The organism is Paenibacillus sp. GD4 (assembly GCF_030846225.1).
GTDB classification, from domain to species: Bacteria; Bacillota; Bacilli; order Paenibacillales; family NBRC-103111; genus Paenibacillus_G; species Paenibacillus_G silviterrae.
Map to the genome: position 1 here is coordinate 937,588 of NZ_JAVCYK010000002.1, position 24,388 is coordinate 961,975.

Here is a 24,388-nt window from a genome sequence, read left to right on the forward strand (position 1 = left end):
AGACAGGGAGAATCCCAAGCTGCTTTCATACGCTTCCTTAAAGCTAATCATCATTTTCGGGTAGCTTCAAAGTCATTCTTTGTTGTAAACATCATCCGTACGACGGTTCCTTTTGTTTGATCGGATTGCGCTTCTAGCGTAATTCCGATTTTGTCAGCAGCGTTCCTGGCAAGATATAGGCCAAGGCCGGTCGCTGCATTGTAAATTCTCCCGTTTCCCCCTGTAAACCCTTTGTCAAAAATGCGAGGCAGGTCATGTGCCTGAATTCCAGGACCCTCATCAGATACGCTCAGGATTACATTGCCGGCGTGATTAACCTCCGTCGAAATACGAATGGTTCCGCCTTCCGGGCTATATTTCACAGCATTCGTTACTAGCTGGCGGATAATAAACCGGCACCACTTGATATCAGTAATCACCTCCGCATCTTCCCCTTCGAATTCGACCGCAATGTTCTTCTCCATGCACCATGAGACCAAATCACGGACTTCTTTCGCTGCAAGCCGCTGAATGACGGTTTCCTCCAATACATAATCCGACTCTAGGGTAGGCAGTCGCGTAATATACAGCAGCCGATCTACCAGCAAATGGATTCGTAACCAATCGGCTTCCACTTTGCGCATAATCGGATCGCTTTGATTCGCATCGATGGTTAGCTTCATAGCAGTAAGGGGCGATTTTATTTCGTGCACCCATGAAGCTATATGGTCGTTCTCCATCCTGTGAGCCAATTTGAAATCCGTTAGCTTTCGTTTACTGAAGCGATCGGCTGCGTACAAAACTTCGCTCACCAGCTCGTCCCGCAAGTGATCAGGCTTTGGTAAGGTTTCAAGCCAATCGTCATTCATTTCTTTGGCGATGGCATCAAGTGCTCTGATGTATTTCATTTCTTTCATGCAGCGCCATACAAAGAAGACAGTAAACATGATTAGAAACATGGTATTCAAATAGACAAGAGAACTGGTTCTTAATGATATCCCTTTATCAAGAAAAATGAGTAAATCTGTGAATCCAAGCAGGATCAAAAACAAAAAAACCCAGCTTTTCATACTACCGGCATACCGTATAAACACTCTCTATTTCGCCTCCTTACAAAGAGGTCGCCATGTAGCCGAGCCCCTTCTTCGTAACGATAGCTTCTTCCAATCGAATGACGGCCAGCTTCTGGCGTAATCGTGTTATATTCGCTGTCAGCGTATTATCATTGACGAAGTGCTCATCCTCCCATAGCCTTCGTATCAGTTCATGACGCGGAATAATTTCGTTCTTCGCCTTGACGAGGATAGCGAGGATAAAAAACTCGTTTTTCGTCAATTCGACTTCTGTTCCATCCTTGCGGAGCGTGCCGCGATTCATATTCAATAATGCACCGTTCCATTCGATAATATCTGCCGGCTCTTCTCCATAGGCATAGGCACGGCGAAGAATGGCTTGAATTTTGGCAAGCAGCACATCCATGTTGAACGGTTTTTGGATATAGTCATCCGCTCCCATGTTCATGGCCATTACCATATCCATCGGGTGGTCTCTTGAAGATAAAAATAAAATGGGAACCTTCGATATGGCACGGATTTCCCGGCACCAGTGAAAGCCGTCATACCTTGGAAGTTGAATATCCATAATAACTAGATGAGGCTGTTCTTTAATAAATTCGCTCATGATGTCCTCAAAATTTTGGGGTCCTGTGACATGGAGAGACCATTTCTCCAGCCTTCCTTTTAGAGAATCAACTATGGAGGAATCGTCCTCGACAATGAAAATGTTCATATCCATTCGATGTGCACTCCATTCTCTCAAACCATGCTAAGCAGCCGACTAAGGACTCATTTTTATTTAGACGCTTCCATCGGTTGAAGAGGCTTCTTATTTAGAATGTTTTCCACTTCTTCATATCCCGTCGGGAAGGCAAAATTGTAACGCGCCGGGAGTGCAAAAACATATTGTGAATTGCGGCCCAGCTCGCTCGGCCCTATTGGAGCCGCTCCTATGTGAAATTTTCCTTGCTGCAGCGAGTTCCATTAGGCGTGCGTAAATATCATAATAGGAATGTCCTGCCTAGCGCTTTCCTTCTTCCATAGAGGATGTCTGATGCTGATGAAAGGCCCCTTTTCAACAACCTTTTCACCACCCGATCCCCCTGGCACTAAGCCGTTCCATTCGTCCGTCACAATCGCAAACCCTTTCCAGCTATCCGGCAATGGGAAATGAAATCCATATTCAGTATTCACATAATCAACGGATTTGTCTTCCTCATTAACGCCAAGCTCGACATTCGTAATGAGCCAGCGATTGTTTATCTTTTTCACCTCGGCAAGTATAGTCCGCTTAGAGGCAATCCCGTTGCTGCTGGTGATTTCAATGATTTGGCCTTTCACTCGATACATATCATTTGAAACCTTTTCATCGCTTTGCACTTCAATACGGTCTGGCCATGGACTGGATACTTGTCTGCCGGGGGCATGCACGGGATCACTCTGCCATTTGGTCAGAAGCTCTTGAGATACCAGATTTCCATAGTTCTCTTGCATATTCTTACTAATGAGTTCATTGGGAGCCGAAAGTGATACCATCTGAAGCTTACTACCGAAACTTTCCACCAAACCAATTATCGTTTCCTCATCCGTCTTTTCGGATTGCGGCAATTCAACAACCTTCACCGGTGGCTGAGCTTCTTCTATCGCACACCCGGACAGAGCAACACTGATCGATAATAGGACAACCTGCCACAAAGTACTTCTCATGGTGTTCTTCACTCCTTTTACTTCCTGACGAAAGAAACACCCGATTTGTTTTCACTGGATTGGCCTAAATTTCAGATCCACTAAATTCAAACATAATTTTGGACAACTGCAACCTATTCGAACTGACTTCCGTCTGGTGGATTGTCACTTGATTGACGCTAAAACTTGGAATCGGAAGGAGCTTATGTTATGAAAAAGAAACTATCTGTATTATTAGCTTTGACTGGGATACTCGGCACGACGGCCGCAGTCGGAGCGGAAGATTTGGTAGAAAAGGTCACAGGTTACTTACAAAAAGATGTAAAAGTGCTTGTTAACGGGCAAGACAGCACGCTTACGCCTGTCTATATCGATGGAAAAGCGTATATTCCGGTGCGCGATGCTGCGGCTAAGCTTGGATATACTGTAAATTACGATGAAGCGAACAAAGAAATCGAGCTCGACGAAGCGGTTGACCTGATGCGTGCATCCGGTGTGATCGTAAACGTGCAGGCTAACGAGGACGGGAAATATCGCATCGAACTACTAGGCAGCACATGGGTTATTTTGACTGTAGACCAATCGACAGATATGAAAAGCCTGGACGGCAAAACGTTAACCCCTGCCGATTTGAAAGCCGGAACACAAATCGATGCCGAGTTCGGACCCGCCATGGCGATGAGCTTCCCTGGCCAAGCGCAGGCTGTAAAAATTCATGTTCACGCAGATCGTGCTGTCAAAGAAGATACCATCAAAGAAGTTAAACGTACGGATGACGGCTGGCGAGTTCAATTAGGCGACGCTTTGGTACTGAACGCAGGTAAGGAAACTCGCGTCATGACATCCCAGGGCGAGTCTTTGAATTGGGAGGATTTGAAAGCCGGCATGAAAGTAAAAGCCTATTACGGTCCATTCGAGACGAGAAGCCTTCCTCCTCAAAGCCCTGTTTTCCTCTTAGTCGTTCAAGCTCAAGCGCCTGTTACAGGAGCGCTGAAAATGTCGCCGGAGACAGCGCAGGAATACCGCAACCTGGCATGGGCTCAAGTGAATGAGCAAGCCTCCCATATTACGACGAAGCAAGACGAGGCAGCCGTTCAGATTGTCTCCTCTAAAGAGGTTGGTGTCATAGCTGCTACAGACGAGCAGAGGAAATTGCTCGCGGATGTTCAAGCTGCAAACGGAAACTTTGTGACGGTAACTTACAACACGGACCAAGACGAGCTGCTTGGACCTTTGACCGTCGTGTTCGATTTCAACACCAAAGCTTTTATCGGCTTCAACGCTAGAAGATAAGCGATTTCCAAGCGTCCATGAAATTCAACCCTGCGTTGGATTTCATGGGCTTTTTATGATTCCCGATTATAGCTCAACCATCAGTGTTTTGGTCATTATCAAATCAATTTGTTCTTCATCACCCATATAAAAAGAATGAGCTCCCGTTCGTACAAAACCCTCCTTTTCATAAAAGTCAATTGCCTTCTCGTTCTTTTCCCAAACTCCCAACCAGATCATCTTTTTGTTTTCCTTTGTGGCTATTTCCCGCGCTTTGTTTATTAAATACTTCCCAAGCCCTTTTCTTTGATAATTGTGTCTTATATAAATCCTCTCAATTTCAAGCGACTCATCACCCATTTGTTCGGATTGGGCATCATTCCAATTTATCTTTAAATATCCAGCGAGTTCTTCCTTGTAATAGATGAAAAAGAATTCTGAAGAGCTATTGGACAATTCCTTTTCCAACTGCTTAGAGTTAAACGCTTTTTCCAAATAAGCTTTCATATTTTCAGGCGAATTCAGGTGCTTAAATGTTTCGTTGAATGTTTCAGTACTTATTTCTTGGAGGATTTGTAAATTTTCGAGGGTACACTTTTCTATGCTTATAGTCATGTAAATTATCGCTCCTTTATGCAATCAATAGTTTCGCTTGTTTCCCCTTTTTACAAATTCCCAGTCTTTTTCTATATTTTTTCTTATTCTTTGAAGAAGATTGAACACAGTGTCTATTTCTTTTTCGGAGAATCCCTCTAATGCAACGATATTGGAATACTCATGTTCTCTTTTTATAAAAGGATAAACATTGCTCCCTTTCTCTGTTGGAAACAGCTTTTTAATCTTTTTGTTATGTGGATCTTCTTTCTTCTCAATAAAGCCGTTAATTTCGAGTTTTTGGATAGCACGAGCTGCCGTTGTTCGGTCTACTTTGATCATCTCAGCTACCTTTTCTTGAATCATACCCGGGTTTTCACATATTCGCACAAGGTACAAATACTGCCCTTTGGTAAGGTCATAATCTTTAAACTCTACATTGCTTATAGAATCCAATGCCCTTGCTATCATTCCAATTTCACGAAGAATTTCCTTCATAACCTCACTCCTCGGCACATCATTTTATTGCAAATGCAACAAAAAAGCATGCATTTAATTTACCCTAATTTTATTGCATTTGCAATAAAAAATAATTTAGCAGCGGCTACATGTCGGTTATCTCTGGCCTCCAACCCACTTCTTGCGACCAACTATGAGCCTTCTGCAGAATATCCCATACAATCGGTCCTTTTCCTTCAACATATTTGGGCCGCTCATTCTTATAAAGTGCCATGAGTCGATGCTTTTCCTGGGCGTATCGAAAGCAGTCGGCAGGATGTGTCCGTAAATAATCTCGGAAAAGTAACGTTACTTGCTCTGAAAAGCTGCCGGCTTGCCGTACATGAATATGAGTTCTTCGGGTTCCCGGTATTTCCCGAAAATACTTTTTACTTTTATCCGGATTTTCTTCCCGTAATACAAAGCCTATTTTTTCAATAAGAGTCTTATAGCTTGATACATCATCGTAACACGAAACAGATACTTGAATATCAATAATTGGCTTTGCATCCAAACCAATAACCGATGTTGAACCAACATGATCTATACGAACCGCTATATCACCCAGCGAGTATCTTAATTTAATAGCTATATCCTCGAATAATATTTTCCATGCCGGATCGTATGGCGACACTCTCCATTGATTATCCATAAATGCCTCCTTCTATTTTTTGAAGAATCATGTGCTTCCCGATGATAAGAAAAGCTTCTATCGAAGCCCTCTCGGGGATGTACATTCGTGAGCAAAAGGAAGCTTTTCTTGAAACATTAGAATCCTTGAGCTCCGCTCAAAAATTATAAATTCTAATGTTATAAGAAAAGGGAGCTAACAATGTTTGCAACATTGGCTCCCTTTTTAACTGATTACCCTCTATACATGCAGAATATGTCCAACCCGGAAGGGGTGCAATTCGGTGTTCACGATTCCTGATTTGACAAGAGGATCATTGGAATACAGCTCAAACGCCGCTTCTTGGGATTCTGCCTGATACACAATAATCCCCATAGCTCCATCCAAGCAGGCTCCATCAAAGACTATTTTACCTTCTGAAAACAATTGATTCGCATAAGCAAAATGCTGAGCCATAATTGTCTTTTCTTCGTCGGTCATTGTTTGAAGCCAGCTTTCACGCTTAGGTTTTGCTGTCGCTAGAAACTGTAGTAGTTCCAAAACAAATGCACTCCTTTTTCATTGCCGTTATTGGTTTATCTACAACTTAACAAATAATTTTCTTCATGTAAAATTTTTCGAGACTTTCCTCTCTTCCCTTACTGCACATCTCTGCGCGTGAAAGAGACGAAGGCTACCAACAACGCGGCGGCTCCCCATGCGGCGAGTACCGACATAGAGAATCCGAGCGTCATGCCTTCTACCGGCGGCGCTGCGTCCACCAGGTAATCAATGAGTTCTAGATTGACCATGAACAAATACTTTGCCGATTCCCACGAGGCGACCATCGGCTGCAGGATCATGCCCGCGATTAAGCAGGCGAGCATTATCCCCATACCCGCGGCCGTACTGCGAATGAGCACAGACAGCATAAACGTAATGGTGGCGACCACCATGGCAACGAACCAGGCCAAACCGAATTCCATGAAGATAAACTGCCCTTGCGGGATCAGCTGCACCCCGGAGGTATCCAGCTTTCCATCCGTGATGCCGAAACCGGTCAGTACCGGAGCAGACCAGCCTTGGAAGCCGAACACAGCTCCGGCAATGACGGTGGACAATAACGCAAACAGCGTGATGATAAAGGAGACGGAGAGCAGCAGCGCTGCATACTTGCTCAGCAAGATCCGCCATCTTCGCTGCGGACGGGTCAGCAGCACCTTTACCGTCCCGCCGCTATGCTCAGAGGAGACTAGATCCGATGCAATGACCATCATCATCAGCGGCAGCAGAAGCTGAATGCTGTTTTCCACAAAGCCGCGAACAAAGGTCGGCGCTCCCGGCTCCGACGGATTGACATTGTGCTCCAAGTAATATCTCTGCTGAGCGATGCGCACCTCCAGCTCCTTGCGCTGCTCTTCACTGGTGCGGGCGCTGTTCAGCCGGTTCTCCCAGCCCGCGATACGCTGCTCCAGCGCAGTCCGCCAATCGATCTGGCCTACGCGCTTACGCAGATCCTCCGCTTGCCGATACTGGGCATAAGTGAATACCGAGATCAAAACGCCCAAGATCACTCCGACGATAAGCAGCCGGCGTTTGCCGAACAGCTTCACCAGCTCGTTGTAGACCAAATTAGTCAATGCTTTCCCCTCCTGTCAGCTCCAGGAACAAATCCTCGAGCGAGGGCATGCTTCGACTCATCTCCATCACGGTCACCCCCGCCTCCACTAGCTGCGCATTCCACCCGCCCACTTCCTCCTCCGCATACGTGGTCATCACGTAATCCCCCGATGCTTCCACCAGCGAAGTCAAGCGTCCTAACACTTCCCGTCCCTTCTCCCTAGGGACCAGCTTCCAACGAAGTCGCTCTTGGTTCCTAAGCAGACTCTCGACGGAGTCCGTCTTGACGATCCGCCCTTTGGAGATGATCGCAACCCTGTCGCACAGGAGCTGGATTTCGCTGAGGAGATGACTGGATACCAGGACGCTAAGACCTTCCTTCTCCGCCAAGTAACGGATGAATTCCCGCATTTCGCGAATCCCGGAAGGGTCCAGTCCGTTCGTCGGCTCATCGAGTATCAGCACCTTCGGTCTGCCCAGCAAAGCCTGAGCAATACCCAGCCGCTGCCGCATGCCTAGGGAGTACGTCTTCACCTTATCGTGAATCCGCGCGGATAAGCCGACCAGCTTCACGACCTCATGAATTCTGGCTTCATCTACATTTTTCAGCATTCTGGCAAAATAAAGCAGGTTATTCCAGCCGCTCAAATAGGAGTAAAGCTCCGGATTCTCTACAATGCAGCCAAGCTGACTCATCGCGTCAGGAAATTGCTTATCAATATCATAGCCGCAAATGTGAATGCTTCCTGCCGTCGGCTTCATGAGCCCGACCAGCATGCGGATGGTGGTTGTTTTCCCCGCACCGTTGGGTCCGAGAAATCCGAACACCTCGCCGCGATGAAGCTCGAAGTCCAATCCGCTGATGATTTCACGCCGACCGATCACTTTTCGCAGTCCGCGCACCGATAACGTAATCTCGCTCATCTTATCCCTCCCATACGACGATGGCGCCCAGCCGCTCACCGATTCTCTTATAGCCTTCCGCATTCGGATGGAACAGGTCCGCCGCCAAGTAATCCTGCACCCTCAATTGAAACAGATCATACGTTGGAACGATCACCGTTTTAGGGACATCCGCTGCCGTTACAGATAACTGATAATTCCAGTCTCTCACAATCCCATTGGTAATTTCGCTGTTCTTCTGTCCGTTAAACGGATTGTATAACCCGATAAGATACACATTCGCCGAAGGGTTGAGCTCTCTGATTTCCGTTAATAAAGACTTGAGCCGCTGATTGTATTCCGTCTCAAGCTCCTTCACCTTCGCAAGGTCCAGCTGAGCCAGTGTCTCTCCGCCGCGGAACAGGTCATTGCCGCCGATGCTGATCAGCAGCACATCGGCTTGTTGAATCGCCGCTTGGACATCGGCCCGCTTGATCTGCTCTGAAAGCTGACTTGAAGTAAAGCCATTGACCCCCAAATTCGTAACGCTTACCTCCCGTTCTCCGGCACGCGCTTTCATAAGCTCGGCAGCTACACCGACATAGCCCTTCCCTGTTGCGTCCCCTGTGCCTCTGGCAAGAGAATCCCCGAGCGATACCACCTGAAGCTTGCCGTCGTCCGCTGCCGCCGTGACAGGCTGCGGTTCGATTAGCGCTATCGCCGGGGATGACGGAGCAGGAGTCCCTCCCTGTACCAGTCCCATGTGATTCGCCATCGTCCAGCCTAGCGCAACCACCCACAGGGCACAGGATACCCCGGATACCCACATAAACCACATGATGCCTTTTCCCCTCACAATGTTCCCCCCTTACTCGTCCTATCTCATCGATCTCAGAACCTATCTTTAAATGTACCTTATGTAGCTGAAAATTTGCTGAAAATGCGCTTTGTAATCACAACAAAGAAGCAACCACCCAGAACTTGCCGCATGGGTAGTTGCTTCCGTTTTTTGTTATAGGTTATACTCCGGCATACGCCATAAATCCGCCGTCCACCGGCACCGTAATCCCGGTCACGAAACCCGAGGTTCGTTCATCCGCCAGCCACAGCAGCGTCCCCAGCAAATCCTCCGGAACGCCGAATCTTCGCATAGGCGTATGACTGATGATCTTGGTCGACCGTTCCGTCAAAGAGCCATCCTCGCGGGTCAGCAGCTTGCGGTTCTGTTCCGTCAGGAAGAAACCCGGTGCGATGGCGTTGACACGAATGCCGACATCCGCCATGTGCACGGCCAGCCATTGGGTGAAATTATCGATCGCAGCCTTAGCCGCACTGTAGGCCGGCACCTTTGTCATAGGAGACGGAGCGCTCATGGACGAGAGATTAATTACAACAGCCCCTGGACGCTGGATCATGCCGCGGCTGAAGATTTGGGTAGGAATCAAACTGCCCAGAAAATTCAAGTTAAATACGTAGCCGAACCCGTCCGGGTCCAAGTCATAGAAGCTTGTTATCTCCGGATTGGCCAGGTCCTCCGGCCGCAGCGTTTCGTTCGTGGTCGTCCCTTTCGGATGATTCCCACCTGCGCCATTGATAAGAATATCGCAGATGCCAAGAGACTCCCGAACGGCGAGCTCCGCCGCCTTCACGCTTTCCTTATCCAGCACGTCGCAGGCCAATGCGATAGCGGTTCCTCCTGCTTCCCTAATCTTCACCGCAACGGCTTCGCCTTTCTCTTGGTTGCGGTTCAGAATAGCGACCTTCACGCCTTGTCTTCCCAGCTCCAAGGCCATGGCAGAGCAAAGCACGCCGCTGCCTCCGGTAATGACGGCTACTCTTCCCCGCAGGTTTTCGTGATTCGGCAGCGTCAGCATTGCTGCAATTCACCCTTTCTTCCCTTTCTTTTCACGCTCGAGCGAGTCCCAAACGCCCCACAAATACATAATGCCAAGCGCTCTATCGTATAGCCCGTAGCCCGGGCGGCACTGCTCATCCCATATGTGTCTTCCGTGATCCGGCCTGACATAGCCCTGGAAGCCGTTCTCATGGTAGGCTTTCACGATATCGCAGATATCCAGACTTCCGTCGCTGGCCCGATGAGACGATTCGATAAAATCGCCGTTCTCGTAATGACGCACATTACGGATGTGGGCAAAAGGAATGCGGTGCGCGAACTCCCGGACCATTGCCGCGATATCATTATCCGGATTAGCGCCGAGGGAACCGCTGCATAAGGTTACCCCGTTAGACGGACTGTCCACCAGCTGTAGCAGCCTGCTGATGCTGTCCCGATTCGTCATAATTCTCGGCAGTCCGAAGATCGGCCAAGGCGGATCATCCGGGTGAAGGGCCATCCGGATCCCATTCGCTTCTGCAACAGGAACAATCCGCTCCAGGAAGTACTCAAGATGCTTCCATAAATCTTCCGTAGTCACCGACTTATAGGCTTCAAAAAGGGGGGCAAGCTGTCTCAGACGCTCCGGCTCCCAGCCCGCCATCGTAAAGTTCGAATTGCCTGCAATGAGCCGGACGAGTTCATCCGGATCCATCGCGTCGACCTTCGCTTTTTCATAAAATAACGCCGTTGCCCCGTCTTCCATCTCCCGGTAAAGATCGGTTCGAATCCAGTCGAACACCGGCATGAAATTATAACAGATGACCTTGACGCCTACCGTTGCCAGCTTCTCGATGGTTCGCTTATAGTTCTCGATGTATACATCTCTGGACGGCAAGCCCAGCTTAATGTCCTCGTGGATATTTACGCTTTCGACGACCTCCAGGTGGAAGCCGTACTCATCAGCCAGCTCTTTATACCGCCTAATCTTATCCAGCGGCCATTCTTCTCCGACGGGAACATCATGGAGTGCCCATACAATACCCTCCACGCCTGGAATTTGTTTGATTTGCCGAAGACTGACCGTGTCATTTCCTTCTCCGTACCAACGAAACACCATTTTCATTGATTGCATTCCCCCGGGTCAGCTCTTCAGATTCGTTCCTAATGTAATAGAGTCGGTATCGAAATTTTCAACAAACGCCTGCTTTTTATAAAAATAAACGGCATGCTCGCGTACACCCTCGCTCGTGTAGAACGGATCGCTTGGCAGCAGAGGAAACGTCACCTTCTCATTAGTACTTGCGGATTTATATATCCCCGTAATGAGTTCAAGCGTATTCTTGCCTGCGTATCCGTCAATTAAGACAGGGGCGCCCGTCTCCAAAGCCGTGAGCACATTATCAATTTGCCCTGCATGACCTTCGTGCTTAAGCTCCGGCAGACGATCGTACAAGTACTGAATCTGCTCCTCCAGCTCGGCATTCGGCTTCGGAAATCCGTTGCTCGTTGAGCTGCTGGCCTTCACCTTCCATGGGGCGGATACTCTTGCCTCTTTGCCTTGAAAAATAAGCTGCTGCTCCTCCCCGTGATGGACAACGGAGCTGGTAATTTGTCCGAGAGCCCCGGAGGAAAACCTCAGCATGGCGATGGAAAGGTCCTCTACCTCCGCGTTGTCGTGAGAGGTGTTGCTCATGAAGGCCTGAAGCTCCGTGGGCGCCCCCATCATCCAGAGCAATGCGTCGATATGATGGACGGCATGATTCAATGTACAGCCTCCGCCCTCTTTCTCCCAAGTCCCGCGCCACCAAAGATCGTAATAGCAGTGTCCGCGCCACCAGAAGGAATCGACCTGAGCGTGTACAATCGGCCCCATGAGACCGCTTTCCAGAACGGATTTCAGCTTCATCATAGGGGGAGTAAACCGGTTCTGGGCTACAATGGAAAGCAGCTTCCCGCTTTCCCTTGCCGCTTCATTCATCGCGTCGCACTCCTGCAAAGAGGAAGCCATCGGCTTCTCGACCAGCACGTTCTTGCCCGCCTTCAGAAAGTCGATCGCGATCGGGGCATGGGTATACGGTGGCGTACAAACCGATACGAGATCAATGTCCATAGTAAGCAGCTCTTTATAGTCCGCCACTACAACCGCCCCATCCAGCTTGTGCTGATCGATGCGGGACCGCGCCTTATCCGGGTATACATCACTAACCGCTACGATACGGCAGCGCTTAGGGAACTTCAGGTAAGCATTGATGTGGGCGCTGCTGATCGCGCCTGCTCCGATGATAGCCACATTGAGCATGGAGTTGTCTCCCCCTTTATTCGTGTTTCTCATTTTGAATTATAAGGGAACGACTGTCTGATTTATGAAGAAAAGTTGTTCAAAAATGTTCTTATCTTGCTATAATGAAACTATTCATCAGTTCGTATAAGAAGGTGACCGACTTTGGCGGAAGGCGCATCCAGCCCGTACTTTTTCGTTTATAGACGTACTTCTGATTTCGAGTTCAGAGAAGTGTTTCATTCCCATCCGGAAATGGAATTTACCTATGTTCATGAGGGATATGGAACCTTATTCGTCGATGGCCAGAGCTACGGGATCGAGCCGAATTCGCTTCTCGTCTTTCGGCCGTTCCAGCTGCATCGCGTACAGATCGATGTGAGCCCGGGACGACCCTTTATCCGGACCAACCTGCAATTCGATCCTGCTCTGCTGAAGCCTTACCTGGCCTTGTTTCCTGCCCTGAGGACGCTTATCCATCAACTGATGGAGGACAAGAAAAGCAGCATTCCCATCTATAAAACGGAGACCCTTCACCGGCTGACCGCTGTAGCCCAGCTCTTTCACCAGGCTAGCCGGCATGTAGCCCCAAGAGAAGCCTTCGAGGAATATATCCTCTTCCTGCTAAATTTCTTAAGAGAATTCAGCAAAATCTGGAGCAGACCGCATGCAGAGTCCCGCATCCAATCCGGACACCACGACCGGGCCGCTCAGATCATGCAGTGGGTCGAAGCCCGCTACCGTGAGCCAATCCGTCTAGAGCTAATGGCCAAGGAGCTCCACATGTCCCATTATTATCTCTCCCATTTGTTCAAAGAGACGACGGGGACCACAATCATGGCTTATATCCAAGCGACTCGGATCCGGCACGCTTGCATGCTCTTGATGCAGACCTCCCTCTCCATTCCGGAGATCGGGGCTCGTGTCGGATTACCCAATCCTTCTCACTTTTGCAAGGTATTCAAGGCTTCCATGAGCGTCAGCCCTCACCAGTTTCGCTTAAGAGCACGGCAGGAATAGGTAGGGGATCATGTATCAGACGCATACCCTGTTTTCACCCCCCTGTTCCGGCCAGCCCTCGGGATTACAGTTATACCTATAAGGCGAATAAAATATGTGCAATTGCTGCATTCGCAGACAAACCCGCATTGGGTTCGTGCGTGCGGGTTATCTGCTCCCATAGGTTCAGAAAAAAACAGCGCCGCTAAAGACACCATCTGTCTTAAACCTACGCTGCTGTTTTCGTTGTTACGTTCGATAATAAGATAGCACCCAGCATACACCATTACGGTCGGTAACAATGGCCAGAAGACCGTTAAATGGAGCTTCATACACTTCCGTATTAACGATACCGCCGACAGCAAATTGTCCGTAGATTCTTCTGAACGCGCTCTCTGTTTCGATTCTCAAGAAGACTCTCACGTAATCACCCTTGAGTGCAGGCTTTGCGGCTTTTGTATCGGCAAACTTCAGGGTTGCCCCCTCAACGTGCAGATCCGCATTAAGCACCTGCTCTCCTTGCCTGCGCAGTATCGCAATCTCGCCGCCAAACACGCTTTGATAATACTTGATCTCGTCTTTACAGTTCTCCACTACGATAAACGGATTCGCGATCATCTTCTATGGCCTCCTGAATAGTATTTGATTATACTTGGAACGCGCGATTTCAATGCCATAAACAACATCATCCTCGGTTTTCAAATAAACGGACAGCCAGCCCGATTCGGGATATATATGATGCGGCTTCGCTTTCCCTTCTTGAATCCACCGGTCCCTTTCAGATTTGGGAAGAAGCAGGTCAAACAAGCTGCTGCCGTGAAGATGCCCGATTTCATTGCCGTCCAGCTGAAATTCTGTGCCTCCGAACCGATGGGGGTGCATCGTAACGCCTCCCCAAGTCAATAGTTCATTTGTCAAAGCCGCCCCTCCGTTGAAGCTCATCCTACCTCTCCTCCTGCTCGATCAGATTGTAAAGCACGATTTTCAGCAGACCTATCAGCATTTCATATTCTTCATCTGAAATACCTTTTCGGGTTTTGTTCTTGACCCTGGCTAACGCTTCCCGCACTTTCGGCACCACCTCACGTCCCGATTCCGTCAAATAGAGCAGCTGATACCGGTTATCGACAGAATCGACTTCCCTTCGTACGTAGCCTTCCGCTTCCAATCTGGTTATCGCCTTGGCAGTCGTCGTCTTGTCAATAAGCAGCTTCTCGCTTAGCGCCTTCTGCGTAATGGGCTGCTGAGATGCAATCGCCATCAGAAAAATGTACTGGCCGCTTCCGATTCGATATGGCGCCAGCTCAGCAGCGATCAATACCTGCATATGGCGATATATAGCTGAGATGTATTGGCCGTGCGATTCCGTTGCGCCAGAATCATTTTGCCTCCATTGCTCATTCAATTTATTCACCTCATCGAAATAGGATGTCATTGCAACTAATTTCATCATATTCAATATAGGATGTTATTGCAACTATTTTTTGCTGTAACGAAAAAAAGAAGCAGTCGCCTTGGCAGCTGCTCCTTACCTGTTTCACTAACGATATCTTTATTTATCAAAATTCAACATAAAACGGATGAAGCTCCTCATTCAAACAAAACTCTATTCTCTGCCTGAAGTTTCTCCAAGTCACCATCTCTAATGCTTCTGCAATTGGAAAAAATCCAACTTCTAACGACTCAGGGGTCGTTGTTAACTCCCCACCTATCGCTCTTCCTAAGAATAAAGTGTTACAAATGCACTCGCTAACATTCTGAAATACACCGCAAAATTTGGTTACCTCAATATCTACACCGCTCTCTTCTTTTGTTTCCCTTACTGCCGCATCCTTCAACGATTCCCCTTCCTCGACCTGCCCGCCCGGCATTTCCCATCCCCGCCTGGGACCTTTAATTAATAATATTTCTTTACGTTCGTTAAGTACAATTGTTGCCGCAGACACAATATGTTTAGGAGCCACGTCATCATCCCCTTCGTTCATCACGATATCTGATGTAAGAGATTATTTCATATTCATGGGATTTAGACCAATGATAAGTGGCTGATAATTAGTGTACTTGAGGCTGCTGAGTATAACTCAAAAAAGCCGCTGGTCCGCGGCTATGTTAGTATGATATGTATTGGAACGGATGATGAAAATCGGACTCACACCAGCTTGGAAGGCTGGAGCTCTACCATTCAACTACATCCGCAAAATGGTCGGGACGACACGATTTGAACATGCGACCCCCTGGTCCCAAACCAGGTGCTCTACCAAGCTGAGCTACGTCCCGAATATAAGCAGCAAAACACCCGCTGTAAAACAAAAAACTCCCACTAACGTGGGAGCTCGTGCTTGGCGACGTTCTACTCTCCCAGGACCCTTCGGTCCAAGTACCATCGACGCTGGAAGGCTTAACGGTCGTGTTCGGTATGGGTACGCGTGGTTCCCTTCCGCCATCATCACCAAACGTGATGCTTCTGCCAAGAAACATCTAGGTTGTTGTTCAAAGCGACTTGCGCCTTGAAAACTGGATTCGAAACTTCAGCAAATGTCATATGCTTTATAGGATAAGCCCTCGACCGATTAGTATTCGTCAGCTCCACACGTTGCCGCGCTTCCACCCCGAACCTATCTACCTCGTCGTCTACAAGGGGTCTTACATACTGGGAAATCTCATCTTGAGGGGGGCTTCACGCTTAGATGCTTTCAGCGCTTATCCCTTCCGTACTTGGCTATCCAGCCGTGCCTCTGGCGAGACAACTGGTACACCAGCGGTACGTCCATCCCGGTCCTCTCGTACTAAGGACAGCTCCTCTCAAATTTCCTACGCCCGCGACAGATAGGGACCGAACTGTCTCACGACGTTCTGAACCCAGCTCGCGTACCGCTTTAATGGGCGAACAGCCCAACCCTTGGGACCTACTTCAGCCCCAGGATGCGATGAGCCGACATCGAGGTGCCAAACCTCCCCGTCGATGTGGACTCTTGGGGGAGATAAGCCTGTTATCCCCAGGGTAGCTTTTATCCGTTGAGCGATGGCCCTTCCATTCGGTACCACCGGATCACTAAGCCCGACTTTCGTCCCTGCTCGACCTGTATGTCTCGCAGTCAAGCTCCCTTATGCCTTTGCACTCTTCGAATGATTTCCAACCATTCTGAGGGAACCTTGGGGCGCCTCCGTTACTCTTTAGGAGGCGACCGCCCCAGTCAAACTGCCTACCTGACACTGTCCCCACACCGGCTAACGGTGCTAGGTTAGAACTCCGATACGATCAGGGTGGTATCCCAACGGCGCCTCCACCGAAGCTGGCGCTCCGGCTTCCTAGGCTCCCACCTATCCTGTACAGATCGTACCAAAGTCCAATATCAAGCTGCAGTAAAGCTCCATGGGGTCTTTCCGTCTTGTCGCGGGTAACCTGCATCTTCACAGGTATTAAAATTTCACCGGATCTCTCGTCGAGACAGCGCCCAAGTCGTTACGCCATTCGTGCGGGTCAGAATTTACCTGACAAGGAATTTCGCTACCTTAGGACCGTTATAGTTACGGCCGCCGTTTACTGGGGCTTCGGTTCACAGCTTCGGATTGCTCCTAACCGCTCCCCTTAACCTTCCAGCACCGGGCAGGCGTCAGCCCGTATACTTCGCCTTGCGGCTTCGCACAGACCTGTGTTTTTGCTAAACAGTCGCTTGGGCCTTTTCACTGCGGCCCCCTCGGGCTATTCACCCTACCGAGGCACCCCTTCTCCCGAAGTTACGGGGTCATTTTGCCGAGTTCCTTAACGAGAGTTCTTCCGAGCGCCTTAGCATGCTCTGCTCGCCTACCTGTGTCGGTTTGCGGTACGGGCACCTTCTCCCTGGCTAGAGGCTTTTCTTGGCAGCTTGAACTCATGACCTTCGCTACTATAATTTCGCTCCCCATCACAGCCCAGCCTTATCGGTTAGCGGATTTGCCTACTAACCAGCCTCGCTGCTTGGACGGACATCCATCAGTCCGCGTCACTATCCTTCTGCGTCACCCCATTGCTCATAACGGTTCACGGTGGTACAGGAATTTCAACCTGTTGTCCTTCGACTACGCCTTTCGGCCTCGCCTTAGGTCCCGACTTACCCTGAGCGGACGAACCTTCCTCAGGAACCCTTAGGCTTACGGCGGACAAGATTCTCACTTGTCTTTTCGTTACTCATACCGGCATTCTCACTTGTAACCGCTCCAGCTGTCCTCACGATCAACCTTCACTGCTGTTACAACGCTCCCCTACTGCCCATCATTGGACTCATAGCTTCGGTGGTGTGTTTAGCCCCGTTACATTTTCGGCGCAGAGTCACTCGACCAGTGAGCTATTACGCACTCTTTCAATGGTGGCTGCTTCTAAGCCAACATCCTGGTTGTCTTTGCAACTCCACATCCTTTCCCACTTAACACACACTTGGGGACCTTAGCTGATGATCTGGGCTGTTTCCCTCTTGACAATGGATCTTAGCACTCACTGTCTGACTCCCGGGTTAAAGTCTGCGGCATTCAGAGTTTGACTGGACTTGGTAACCCTTGGCGGGCCCCGCACCCAATCAGTGCTTTACCTCCGCGACTCATCACCCGAGGCTAGCCCTAAAGCTATTTCGGGGAGAACCAGCTATCTCCGAGTTCGATTGGAATTTCTCCGCTACCCCCACCTCATCCCCGAATTTTTCAACATTCGTGGGTTCGGGCCTCCAGTGCGTGTTACCGCACCTTCACCCTGGACAGGGGTAGATCACACGGTTTCGGGTCTACGTCTACGTACTTCCAAGCAATACGCAGTATTGCTACTTCGTAAGCATTGGCTTCGCCCTATTCAGACTCGCTTTCGCTGCGGCTCCGGCTTCTCACCTTAACCTTGCGCGTAAACGTAACTCGCCGGTTCATTCTACAAAAGGCACGCCATCACTCATTAACGAGCTCTGACTTCTTGTAAGCACACGGTTTCAGGTTCTTTTTCACTCCGCTCCCGCGGTTCTTTTCACCTTTCCCTCACGGTACTGCTTCACTATCGGTCACCAGGGAGTATTTAGCCTTGGCAGATGGTCCTGCCGGATTCCGACGGGGTTTCACGTGTCCCGCCGTACTCAGGATCCGTCTAGAGTCTCGGTTGCTTTCGGTTACGGGGCTGTTACCCACTTTGGCCGGCCTTTCCAGACCTGTTCGCCTACCAACCTGCACTCACATTGACGTCCTACAACCCCAAGGGGCAAGCCCCTTGGTTTGGGCTGTTCCGCTTTCGCTCGCCGCTACTGACGGAATCACTTTTGTTTTCTTTTCCTGAGGGTACTTAGATGTTTCAGTTCCCCTCGTCTGCCTCCTACACAGCTATGTATTCACTGTGTGGTACGTGAGTATTACCTCACGCGGGTTCCCCCATTCGGACATCCCCGGATCAAAGCCTGCTTACGGCTCCCCGAGGCATTTCGTCGTTCGCCACGTCCTTCTTCGGCTCCTGGTGCCTAGGCATCCTCCGTGTGCTCTTATTAGCTTTACCTGTCGCTTCATATGCTATTTCTTCGTTCCGTTGTGCTTCGCACAAAGTCACTCCTAAACAGCATATTTCGCTAGTAGCTATTGCAAGATCGGATGATCTTCGACATTTTGCTTTGTTTCGATATCCAGTTTTCAAGGAACAAAAGTTCTGAAAGGCATTGCACCTTTCAAAACTGAACAACGAGGAGAGTGAGTTCGCTGCAACTGTTACATCGTGGAACGATGTCAGTTGTCAGCTATTATGTCCGATGGCCTGCAGCCATCATGGACTCCATAGAAAGGAGGTGATCCAGCCGCACCTTCCGATACGGCTACCTTGTTACGACTTCACCCCAATCATCTACCCCACCTTCGGCGGCTGGCTCCTTGCGGTTACCCCACCGACTTCGGGTGTTGTAAACTCTCGTGGTGTGACGGGCGGTGTGTACAAGACCCGGGAACGTATTCACCGCGGCATGCTGATCCGCGATTACTAGCAATTCCGACTTCATGCAGGCGAGTTGCAGCCTGCAATCCGAACTGAGACCGGCTTCTAAGGATTCGCTCCGGATCGCTCCTTCGCTGCCCGTTGTACCGGCCATTGTAGTACGTGTGTAGCCCAGGTCATAAGGGGCATGATGATTTGACGTCATCCCCACCTTCCTCCGGTTTGTCACCGGCAGTCACTTCAGAGTGCCCAACTTAATGCTGGCAACTGAAATCAAGGGTTGCGCTCGTTGCGGGACTTAACCCAACATCTCACGACACGAGCTGACGACAACCATGCACCACCTGTCTCCTCTGTCCCGAAGGCCTGCCCTATCTCTAGGACATTCAGAGGGATGTCAAGACCTGGTAAGGTTCTTCGCGTTGCTTCGAATTAAACCACATACTCCACTGCTTGTGCGGGTCCCCGTCAATTCCTTTGAGTTTCACTCTTGCGAGCGTACTCCCCAGGCGGAGTGCTTACTGTGTTTACTTCGGCACCAAGGGTATCGAAACCCCTAACACCTAGCACTCATCGTTTACGGCGTGGACTACCAGGGTATCTAATCCTGTTTGCTCCCCACGCTTTCGCGCCTCAGCGTCAGTTACAGTCCAGAAAGTCGCCTTCGCCACTGGTGTTCCTCCACATCTCTACGCATTTCACCGCTACACGTGGAATTCCACTTTCCTCTCCTGCACTCAAGTCTCCCAGTTTTCAGTGCGAACCAGGGTTGAGCCCTGGGCTTAAACACCAAACTTAAAAGACCGCCTGCGCGCGCTTTACGCCCAATAATTCCGGACAACGCTTGCCCCCTACGTATTACCGCGGCTGCTGGCACGTAGTTAGCCGGGGCTTTCTTCTCAGGTACCGTCATTTCCAGGGCAGTTACTCCCCGGAACGTTCTTCCCTGGCAACAGAGCTTTACGATCCGAAAACCTTCATCACTCACGCGGCGTTGCTCCGTCAGACTTTCGTCCATTGCGGAAGATTCCCTACTGCTGCCTCCCGTAGGAGTCTGGGCCGTGTCTCAGTCCCAGTGTGGCCGATCACCCTCTCAGGTCGGCTACGCATCGTCGCCTTGGTGAGCCGTTACCTCACCAACTAGCTAATGCGCCGCAGGCCCATCTGTAAGCCACAGCCCTCGAATAAATTCGAAACCGTGTTTCCAAGCTCCTCCATGCGGAGAAGCCATCTATCCGGTCTTAGCTACCGTTTCCGGTAGTTATCCCAGTCTTACAGGCAGGTTGCCTACGTGTTACTCACCCGTCCGCCGCTAGGGTCCGAAGACCCTCGCTCGACTTGCATGTATTAGGCACGCCGCCAGCGTTCGTCCTGAGCCAGGATCAAACTCTCCAATAAAGTAGTTTGACTTGCTCATGTTCAAAGCTAGCACGAATCCGAAGATTCGTTTTATTTTCACTCTCTCGTTGTTCAGTTTTCAAAGGGCAATTTCACTGCTTAAGGAATGTAGCATATTTCATTATGTTTTGCAACTTTTTGTTTTTCCATCCAAGAGGTATTCCTGCGAGGTCAGATCCACGATGTTTGTTGCGTTCCGCTGCGCTCTCTCAAGCGGCGGAGTCATAATATATCATGTTGTCATTCTCTTTGCAAGTCCGAATTCTTCCATCCGGAGTCATTCGGGTAAGGCATAATAAAGAGTCCTCCGGTGTCCCAAAGGACTCTTTGCTTGGCGACGTTCTACTCTCCCAGGACCCTTCGGTCCAAGTACCATCGACGCTGGAAGGCTTAACGGTCGTGTTCGGTATGGGTACGCGTGGTTCCCTTCCGCCATCATCACCAAACCGGATTTTTCGTTTGAAAATATCCATCAAGGCTTGCGCCTTGAAAACTGGATTCGAAACTTCAGCAAATGTCATATGCTTTATAGGATAAGCCCTCGACCGATTAGTATTCGTCAGCTCCACACGTTGCCGCGCTTCCACCCCGAACCTATCTACCTCGTCGTCTACAAGGGGTCTTACATACTGGGAAATCTCATCTTGAGGGGGGCTTCACGCTTAGATGCTTTCAGCGCTTATCCCTTCCGTACTTGGCTATCCAGCCGTGCCTCTGGCGAGACAACTGGTACACCAGCGGTACGTCCATCCCGGTCCTCTCGTACTAAGGACAGCTCCTCTCAAATTTCCTACGCCCGCGACAGATAGGGACCGAACTGTCTCACGACGTTCTGAACCCAGCTCGCGTACCGCTTTAATGGGCGAACAGCCCAACCCTTGGGACCTACTTCAGCCCCAGGATGCGATGAGCCGACATCGAGGTGCCAAACCTCCCCGTCGATGTGGACTCTTGGGGGAGATAAGCCTGTTATCCCCAGGGTAGCTTTTATCCGTTGAGCGATGGCCCTTCCATTCGGTACCACCGGATCACTAAGCCCGACTTTCGTCCCTGCTCGACCTGTACGTCTCGCAGTCAAGCTCCCTTATGCCTTTGCACTCTTCGAATGATTTCCAACCATTCTGAGGGAACCTTGGGGCGCCTCCGTTACTCTTTAGGAGGCGACCGCCCCAGTCAAACTGCCTACCTGACACTGTCCCCGCACCCGATCAGGGTGCCAGGTTAGAACTCCGATACGATCAGGGTGGTATCCCAACGGCGCCTCCACCGAAGCTGGCGCTCCGGCTTCCTAGGCTCCCACCTATCCTGTACAGATCGTACCAAAGTCCAATATCAAGCTGCAGTAAAGCTCCATGGGGTCTTTCCGTCTTGTCGCGGGTAACCTGCATCTTCACAGGTATTAAAATTTCACCGGATCTCTCGTCGAGACAGCGCCCAAGTCGTTACGCCATTCGTGCGGGTCAGAATTTACCTGACAAGGAATTTCGCTACCTTAGGACCGTTATAGTTACGGCCGCCGTTTACTGGGGCTTCGGTTCACAGCTTCGGGTTTAACCCCTAACCGCTCCCCTTAACCTTCCAGCACCGGGCAGGCGTCAGCCCGTATACTTCGCCTTGCGGCTTCGCACAGACCTGTGTTTTTGCTAAACAGTCGCTTGGGCCTTTTCACTGCGGCCCCCTCGGGCTATTCACCCTACCGAGGCACCCCTTCTCCCGAAGTTACGGGGTCATTTTGCCGAGTTCCTTAACGAGAGTTCTTCCGAGCGCCTTAGCATGCTCTGCTCGCCTACCTGTGTCGGTTTGCGGTACGGGCACCTTCTCCCTGGCTAGAGGCTTTTCTTGGCAGCTTGAACTCATGACCTTCGCTACTATAATTTCGCTCCCCATCACAGCCCAGCCTTACGGTTAGCGGATTTGCCTACTAACCAGCCTCGCTGCTTGGACGGACATCCATCAGTCCGCGTCACTATCCTTCTGCGTCACCCCATTGCTCATAACGGTTCACGGTGGTACAGGAATTTCAACCTGTTGTCCTTCGACTACGCCTTTCGGCCTCGCCTTAGGTCCCGACTTACCCTGAGCGGACGAACCTTCCTCAGGAACCCTTAGGCTTACGGCGGACAAGATTCTCACTTGTCTTTTCGTTACTCATACCGGCATTCTCACTTGTAACCGCTCCAGCTGTCCTCACGATCAACCTTCACTGCTGTTACAACGCTCCCCTACTGCCCATCATTGGACTCATAGCTTCGGTGGTGTGTTTAGCCCCGTTACATTTTCGGCGCAGAGTCACTCGACCAGTGAGCTATTACGCACTCTTTCAATGGTGGCTGCTTCTAAGCCAACATCCTGGTTGTCTTTGCAACTCCACATCCTTTCCCACTTAACACACACTTGGGGACCTTAGCTGATGATCTGGGCTGTTTCCCTCTTGACAATGGATCTTAGCACTCACTGTCTGACTCCCGGGTTAAAGTCTGCGGCATTCAGAGTTTGACTGGACTTGGTAACCCTTGGCGGGCCCCGCACCCAATCAGTGCTTTACCTCCGCGACTCATCACCCGAGGCTAGCCCTAAAGCTATTTCGGGGAGAACCAGCTATCTCCGAGTTCGATTGGAATTTCTCCGCTACCCCCACCTCATCCCCGAATTTTTCAACATTCGTGGGTTCGGGCCTCCAGTGCGTGTTACCGCACCTTCACCCTGGACAGGGGTAGATCACACGGTTTCGGGTCTACGTCTACGTACTTCCAAGCAATACGCAGTATTGCTACTTCGTAAGCATTGGCTTCGCCCTATTCAGACTCGCTTTCGCTGCGGCTCCGGCTTCTCACCTTAACCTTGCGCGTAAACGTAACTCGCCGGTTCATTCTACAAAAGGCACGCCATCACTCATTAACGAGCTCTGACTTCTTGTAAGCACACGGTTTCAGGTTCTTTTTCACTCCGCTCCCGCGGTTCTTTTCACCTTTCCCTCACGGTACTGCTTCACTATCGGTCACCAGGGAGTATTTAGCCTTGGCAGATGGTCCTGCCGGATTCCGACGGGGTTTCACGTGTCCCGCCGTACTCAGGATCCGTCTAGAGTCTCGGTTGCTTTCGGTTACGGGGCTGTTACCCACTTTGGCCGGCCTTTCCAGACCTGTTCGCCTACCAACCTGCACTCACATTGACGTCCTACAACCCCAAGGGGCAAGCCCCTTGGTTTGGGCTGTTCCGCTTTCGCTCGCCGCTACTGACGGAATCACTTTTGTTTTCTTTTCCTGAGGGTACTTAGATGTTTCAGTTCCCCTCGTCTGCCTCCTACACAGCTATGTATTCACTGTGTGGTACGTGAGTATTACCTCACGCGGGTTCCCCCATTCGGACATCCCCGGATCAAAGCCTGCTTACGGCTCCCCGAGGCATTTCGTCGTTCGCCACGTCCTTCTTCGGCTCCTGGTGCCTAGGCATCCTCCGTGTGCTCTTATTAGCTTAACCAATCGTTCGAATGATCTTGGTTCTCCGTTCCGTTGCGCTACGCACAAAGTCACTCCAAACTCAAGACATTCTCACTAGCAGCTAAAAGATTGATGATCTCGCATGCGCTCAATCATCACATCGTATAGATGTTTCGACATTTTGCTTTGTTTCGATATCCAGTTTTCAAGGAACAAGGATTGTTCTTCGCTGCACGCATTACCGCGGCAGGAAGGTTATCTTAGCACACTCGCAATCTCTGATGCAAGCATCAAGATTTACCAGAGGTGCTCGC

General features: G+C 50.1%; 19 protein-coding genes, 2 tRNA genes and 5 rRNA genes. 2 read left to right on the forward strand and 24 right to left on the reverse strand.

Annotation, left to right across the window (positions count from 1 at the left end):
• Nucleotides 1-50: 50 nt before the first annotated feature.
• The 3 genes from RAC89_RS27030 to RAC89_RS27040 all read right to left on the reverse strand — a co-directional run bounded on the left by RAC89_RS27030 (nt 51) and on the right by RAC89_RS27040 (nt 2,741).
• Complete coding sequence (locus tag RAC89_RS27030; protein ID WP_306616831.1) at nt 51-938, reverse strand: sensor histidine kinase; 888 nt, start codon at nt 936-938, stop codon at nt 51-53.
• Between the two features lie 151 nt (nt 939-1,089).
• Nucleotides 1,090-1,773: a response regulator transcription factor gene (locus tag RAC89_RS27035; protein WP_306616832.1), complete on the reverse strand. Its 684-nt coding sequence runs from the start codon at nt 1,771-1,773 to the stop codon at nt 1,090-1,092.
• A 245-nt stretch (nt 1,774-2,018) separates the two neighbouring features.
• On the reverse strand, nt 2,019-2,741 hold the full coding sequence (locus RAC89_RS27040; RefSeq protein ID WP_306616833.1) for a hypothetical protein: 723 nt from the start codon (nt 2,739-2,741) through the stop codon (nt 2,019-2,021).
• Between the two features lie 189 nt (nt 2,742-2,930).
• Between RAC89_RS27040 and RAC89_RS27045 the strand changes: the two genes are divergently transcribed.
• Nucleotides 2,931-4,013, forward strand: coding sequence for a stalk domain-containing protein (locus tag RAC89_RS27045; protein WP_306616834.1), 1,083 nt, complete (start codon nt 2,931-2,933; stop codon nt 4,011-4,013).
• A gap of 66 nt (nt 4,014-4,079) precedes the next feature.
• Here the strand turns inward: RAC89_RS27045 and paiA are convergent, their stop codons facing one another.
• The 10 genes from paiA to RAC89_RS27095 form a co-directional block, all read right to left on the reverse strand.
• Entirely contained in the window at nt 4,080-4,607 is a 528-nt protein-coding gene (paiA, locus tag RAC89_RS27050) for a spermidine/spermine N(1)-acetyltransferase (RefSeq protein ID WP_306616835.1), read from the reverse strand.
• A 24-nt stretch (nt 4,608-4,631) separates the two neighbouring features.
• The gene (locus tag RAC89_RS27055; RefSeq protein WP_306616836.1) at nt 4,632-5,084 is read right to left on the reverse strand and encodes a MarR family winged helix-turn-helix transcriptional regulator; all 453 of its coding nucleotides are present in this window, start codon (nt 5,082-5,084) and stop codon (nt 4,632-4,634) included.
• A gap of 106 nt (nt 5,085-5,190) precedes the next feature.
• Nucleotides 5,191-5,736 carry a GrpB family protein gene (locus tag RAC89_RS27060; protein WP_306616837.1) on the reverse strand — a complete coding sequence of 182 codons (546 nt, stop codon included), beginning with the start codon at nt 5,734-5,736 and terminating at the stop codon, nt 5,191-5,193.
• Between the two features lie 219 nt (nt 5,737-5,955).
• Nucleotides 5,956-6,255, reverse strand: coding sequence for a YciI family protein (locus tag RAC89_RS27065; protein ID WP_306616838.1), 300 nt, complete (start codon nt 6,253-6,255; stop codon nt 5,956-5,958).
• Nucleotides 6,256-6,353: 98 nt separating this feature from the next.
• Nucleotides 6,354-7,334, reverse strand: a complete 981-nt coding sequence (locus RAC89_RS27070; RefSeq protein ID WP_306616839.1) for an ABC transporter permease — start codon at nt 7,332-7,334, stop codon at nt 6,354-6,356.
• Nucleotides 7,327-8,238: an ABC transporter ATP-binding protein gene (locus RAC89_RS27075; RefSeq protein ID WP_306616840.1), complete on the reverse strand. Its 912-nt coding sequence runs from the start codon at nt 8,236-8,238 to the stop codon at nt 7,327-7,329. The genes RAC89_RS27070 and RAC89_RS27075 overlap by 8 nt, the downstream gene beginning before the upstream one ends.
• A gap of 1 nt (nt 8,239) precedes the next feature.
• Entirely contained in the window at nt 8,240-9,034 is a 795-nt protein-coding gene (locus RAC89_RS27080; RefSeq protein WP_306616841.1) for a GDSL-type esterase/lipase family protein, read from the reverse strand.
• 181 nt (nt 9,035-9,215) lie between these two features.
• Nucleotides 9,216-10,070 carry an SDR family oxidoreductase gene (locus RAC89_RS27085; RefSeq protein ID WP_306616842.1) on the reverse strand — a complete coding sequence of 285 codons (855 nt, stop codon included), beginning with the start codon at nt 10,068-10,070 and terminating at the stop codon, nt 9,216-9,218.
• A 9-nt stretch (nt 10,071-10,079) separates the two neighbouring features.
• A complete protein-coding gene (gene uxuA / locus RAC89_RS27090) occupies nt 10,080-11,156 on the reverse strand; it encodes a mannonate dehydratase (protein WP_306617814.1) in 1,077 nt (358 codons plus the stop codon).
• Nucleotides 11,157-11,174: 18 nt separating this feature from the next.
• Complete coding sequence (locus tag RAC89_RS27095) at nt 11,175-12,332, reverse strand: Gfo/Idh/MocA family protein (RefSeq protein ID WP_306616843.1); 1,158 nt, start codon at nt 12,330-12,332, stop codon at nt 11,175-11,177.
• Nucleotides 12,333-12,476: 144 nt separating this feature from the next.
• Between RAC89_RS27095 and RAC89_RS27100 the strand changes: the two genes are divergently transcribed.
• Nucleotides 12,477-13,331: an AraC family transcriptional regulator gene (locus RAC89_RS27100; protein ID WP_306616844.1), complete on the forward strand. Its 855-nt coding sequence runs from the start codon at nt 12,477-12,479 to the stop codon at nt 13,329-13,331.
• A gap of 228 nt (nt 13,332-13,559) precedes the next feature.
• Here RAC89_RS27100 and RAC89_RS27105 read toward each other — a convergent pair whose 3' ends face one another.
• The 11 genes from RAC89_RS27105 to RAC89_RS27155 all read right to left on the reverse strand — a co-directional run bounded on the left by RAC89_RS27105 (nt 13,560) and on the right by RAC89_RS27155 (nt 24,114).
• Nucleotides 13,560-13,928 carry a VOC family protein gene (locus tag RAC89_RS27105; RefSeq protein ID WP_306616845.1) on the reverse strand — a complete coding sequence of 123 codons (369 nt, stop codon included), beginning with the start codon at nt 13,926-13,928 and terminating at the stop codon, nt 13,560-13,562.
• Nucleotides 13,929-13,931: 3 nt separating this feature from the next.
• On the reverse strand, nt 13,932-14,252 hold the full coding sequence (locus tag RAC89_RS27110) for a luciferase domain-containing protein (protein WP_306616846.1): 321 nt from the start codon (nt 14,250-14,252) through the stop codon (nt 13,932-13,934).
• Between the two features lies 1 nt (nt 14,253).
• On the reverse strand, nt 14,254-14,763 hold the full coding sequence (locus RAC89_RS27115; protein ID WP_306616847.1) for a MarR family winged helix-turn-helix transcriptional regulator: 510 nt from the start codon (nt 14,761-14,763) through the stop codon (nt 14,254-14,256).
• A 106-nt stretch (nt 14,764-14,869) separates the two neighbouring features.
• On the reverse strand, nt 14,870-15,295 hold the full coding sequence (locus RAC89_RS27120) for an NUDIX hydrolase (protein WP_306617815.1): 426 nt from the start codon (nt 15,293-15,295) through the stop codon (nt 14,870-14,872).
• Nucleotides 15,296-15,435: 140 nt separating this feature from the next.
• Nucleotides 15,436-15,506: transfer RNA gene (locus RAC89_RS27125), tRNA-Gly, on the reverse strand.
• Nucleotides 15,507-15,510: 4 nt separating this feature from the next.
• A tRNA-Pro gene (locus RAC89_RS27130) sits at nt 15,511-15,587 on the reverse strand.
• Between the two features lie 60 nt (nt 15,588-15,647).
• Nucleotides 15,648-15,764 (reverse strand): 5S ribosomal RNA (gene rrf / locus RAC89_RS27135).
• A gap of 96 nt (nt 15,765-15,860) precedes the next feature.
• Nucleotides 15,861-18,810, reverse strand: a 23S ribosomal RNA gene (locus RAC89_RS27140).
• Nucleotides 18,811-19,086: 276 nt separating this feature from the next.
• A 16S ribosomal RNA gene (locus tag RAC89_RS27145) occupies nt 19,087-20,634 on the reverse strand.
• Nucleotides 20,635-20,963: 329 nt separating this feature from the next.
• Nucleotides 20,964-21,080: ribosomal RNA gene (rrf, locus tag RAC89_RS27150) — 5S ribosomal RNA — on the reverse strand.
• Nucleotides 21,081-21,163: 83 nt separating this feature from the next.
• Nucleotides 21,164-24,114, reverse strand: a 23S ribosomal RNA gene (locus RAC89_RS27155).
• Together the 16S, 23S and 5S rRNA genes with 2 tRNA genes alongside form the textbook arrangement of a ribosomal RNA operon.
• Nucleotides 24,115-24,388 lie beyond the last annotated feature (274 nt).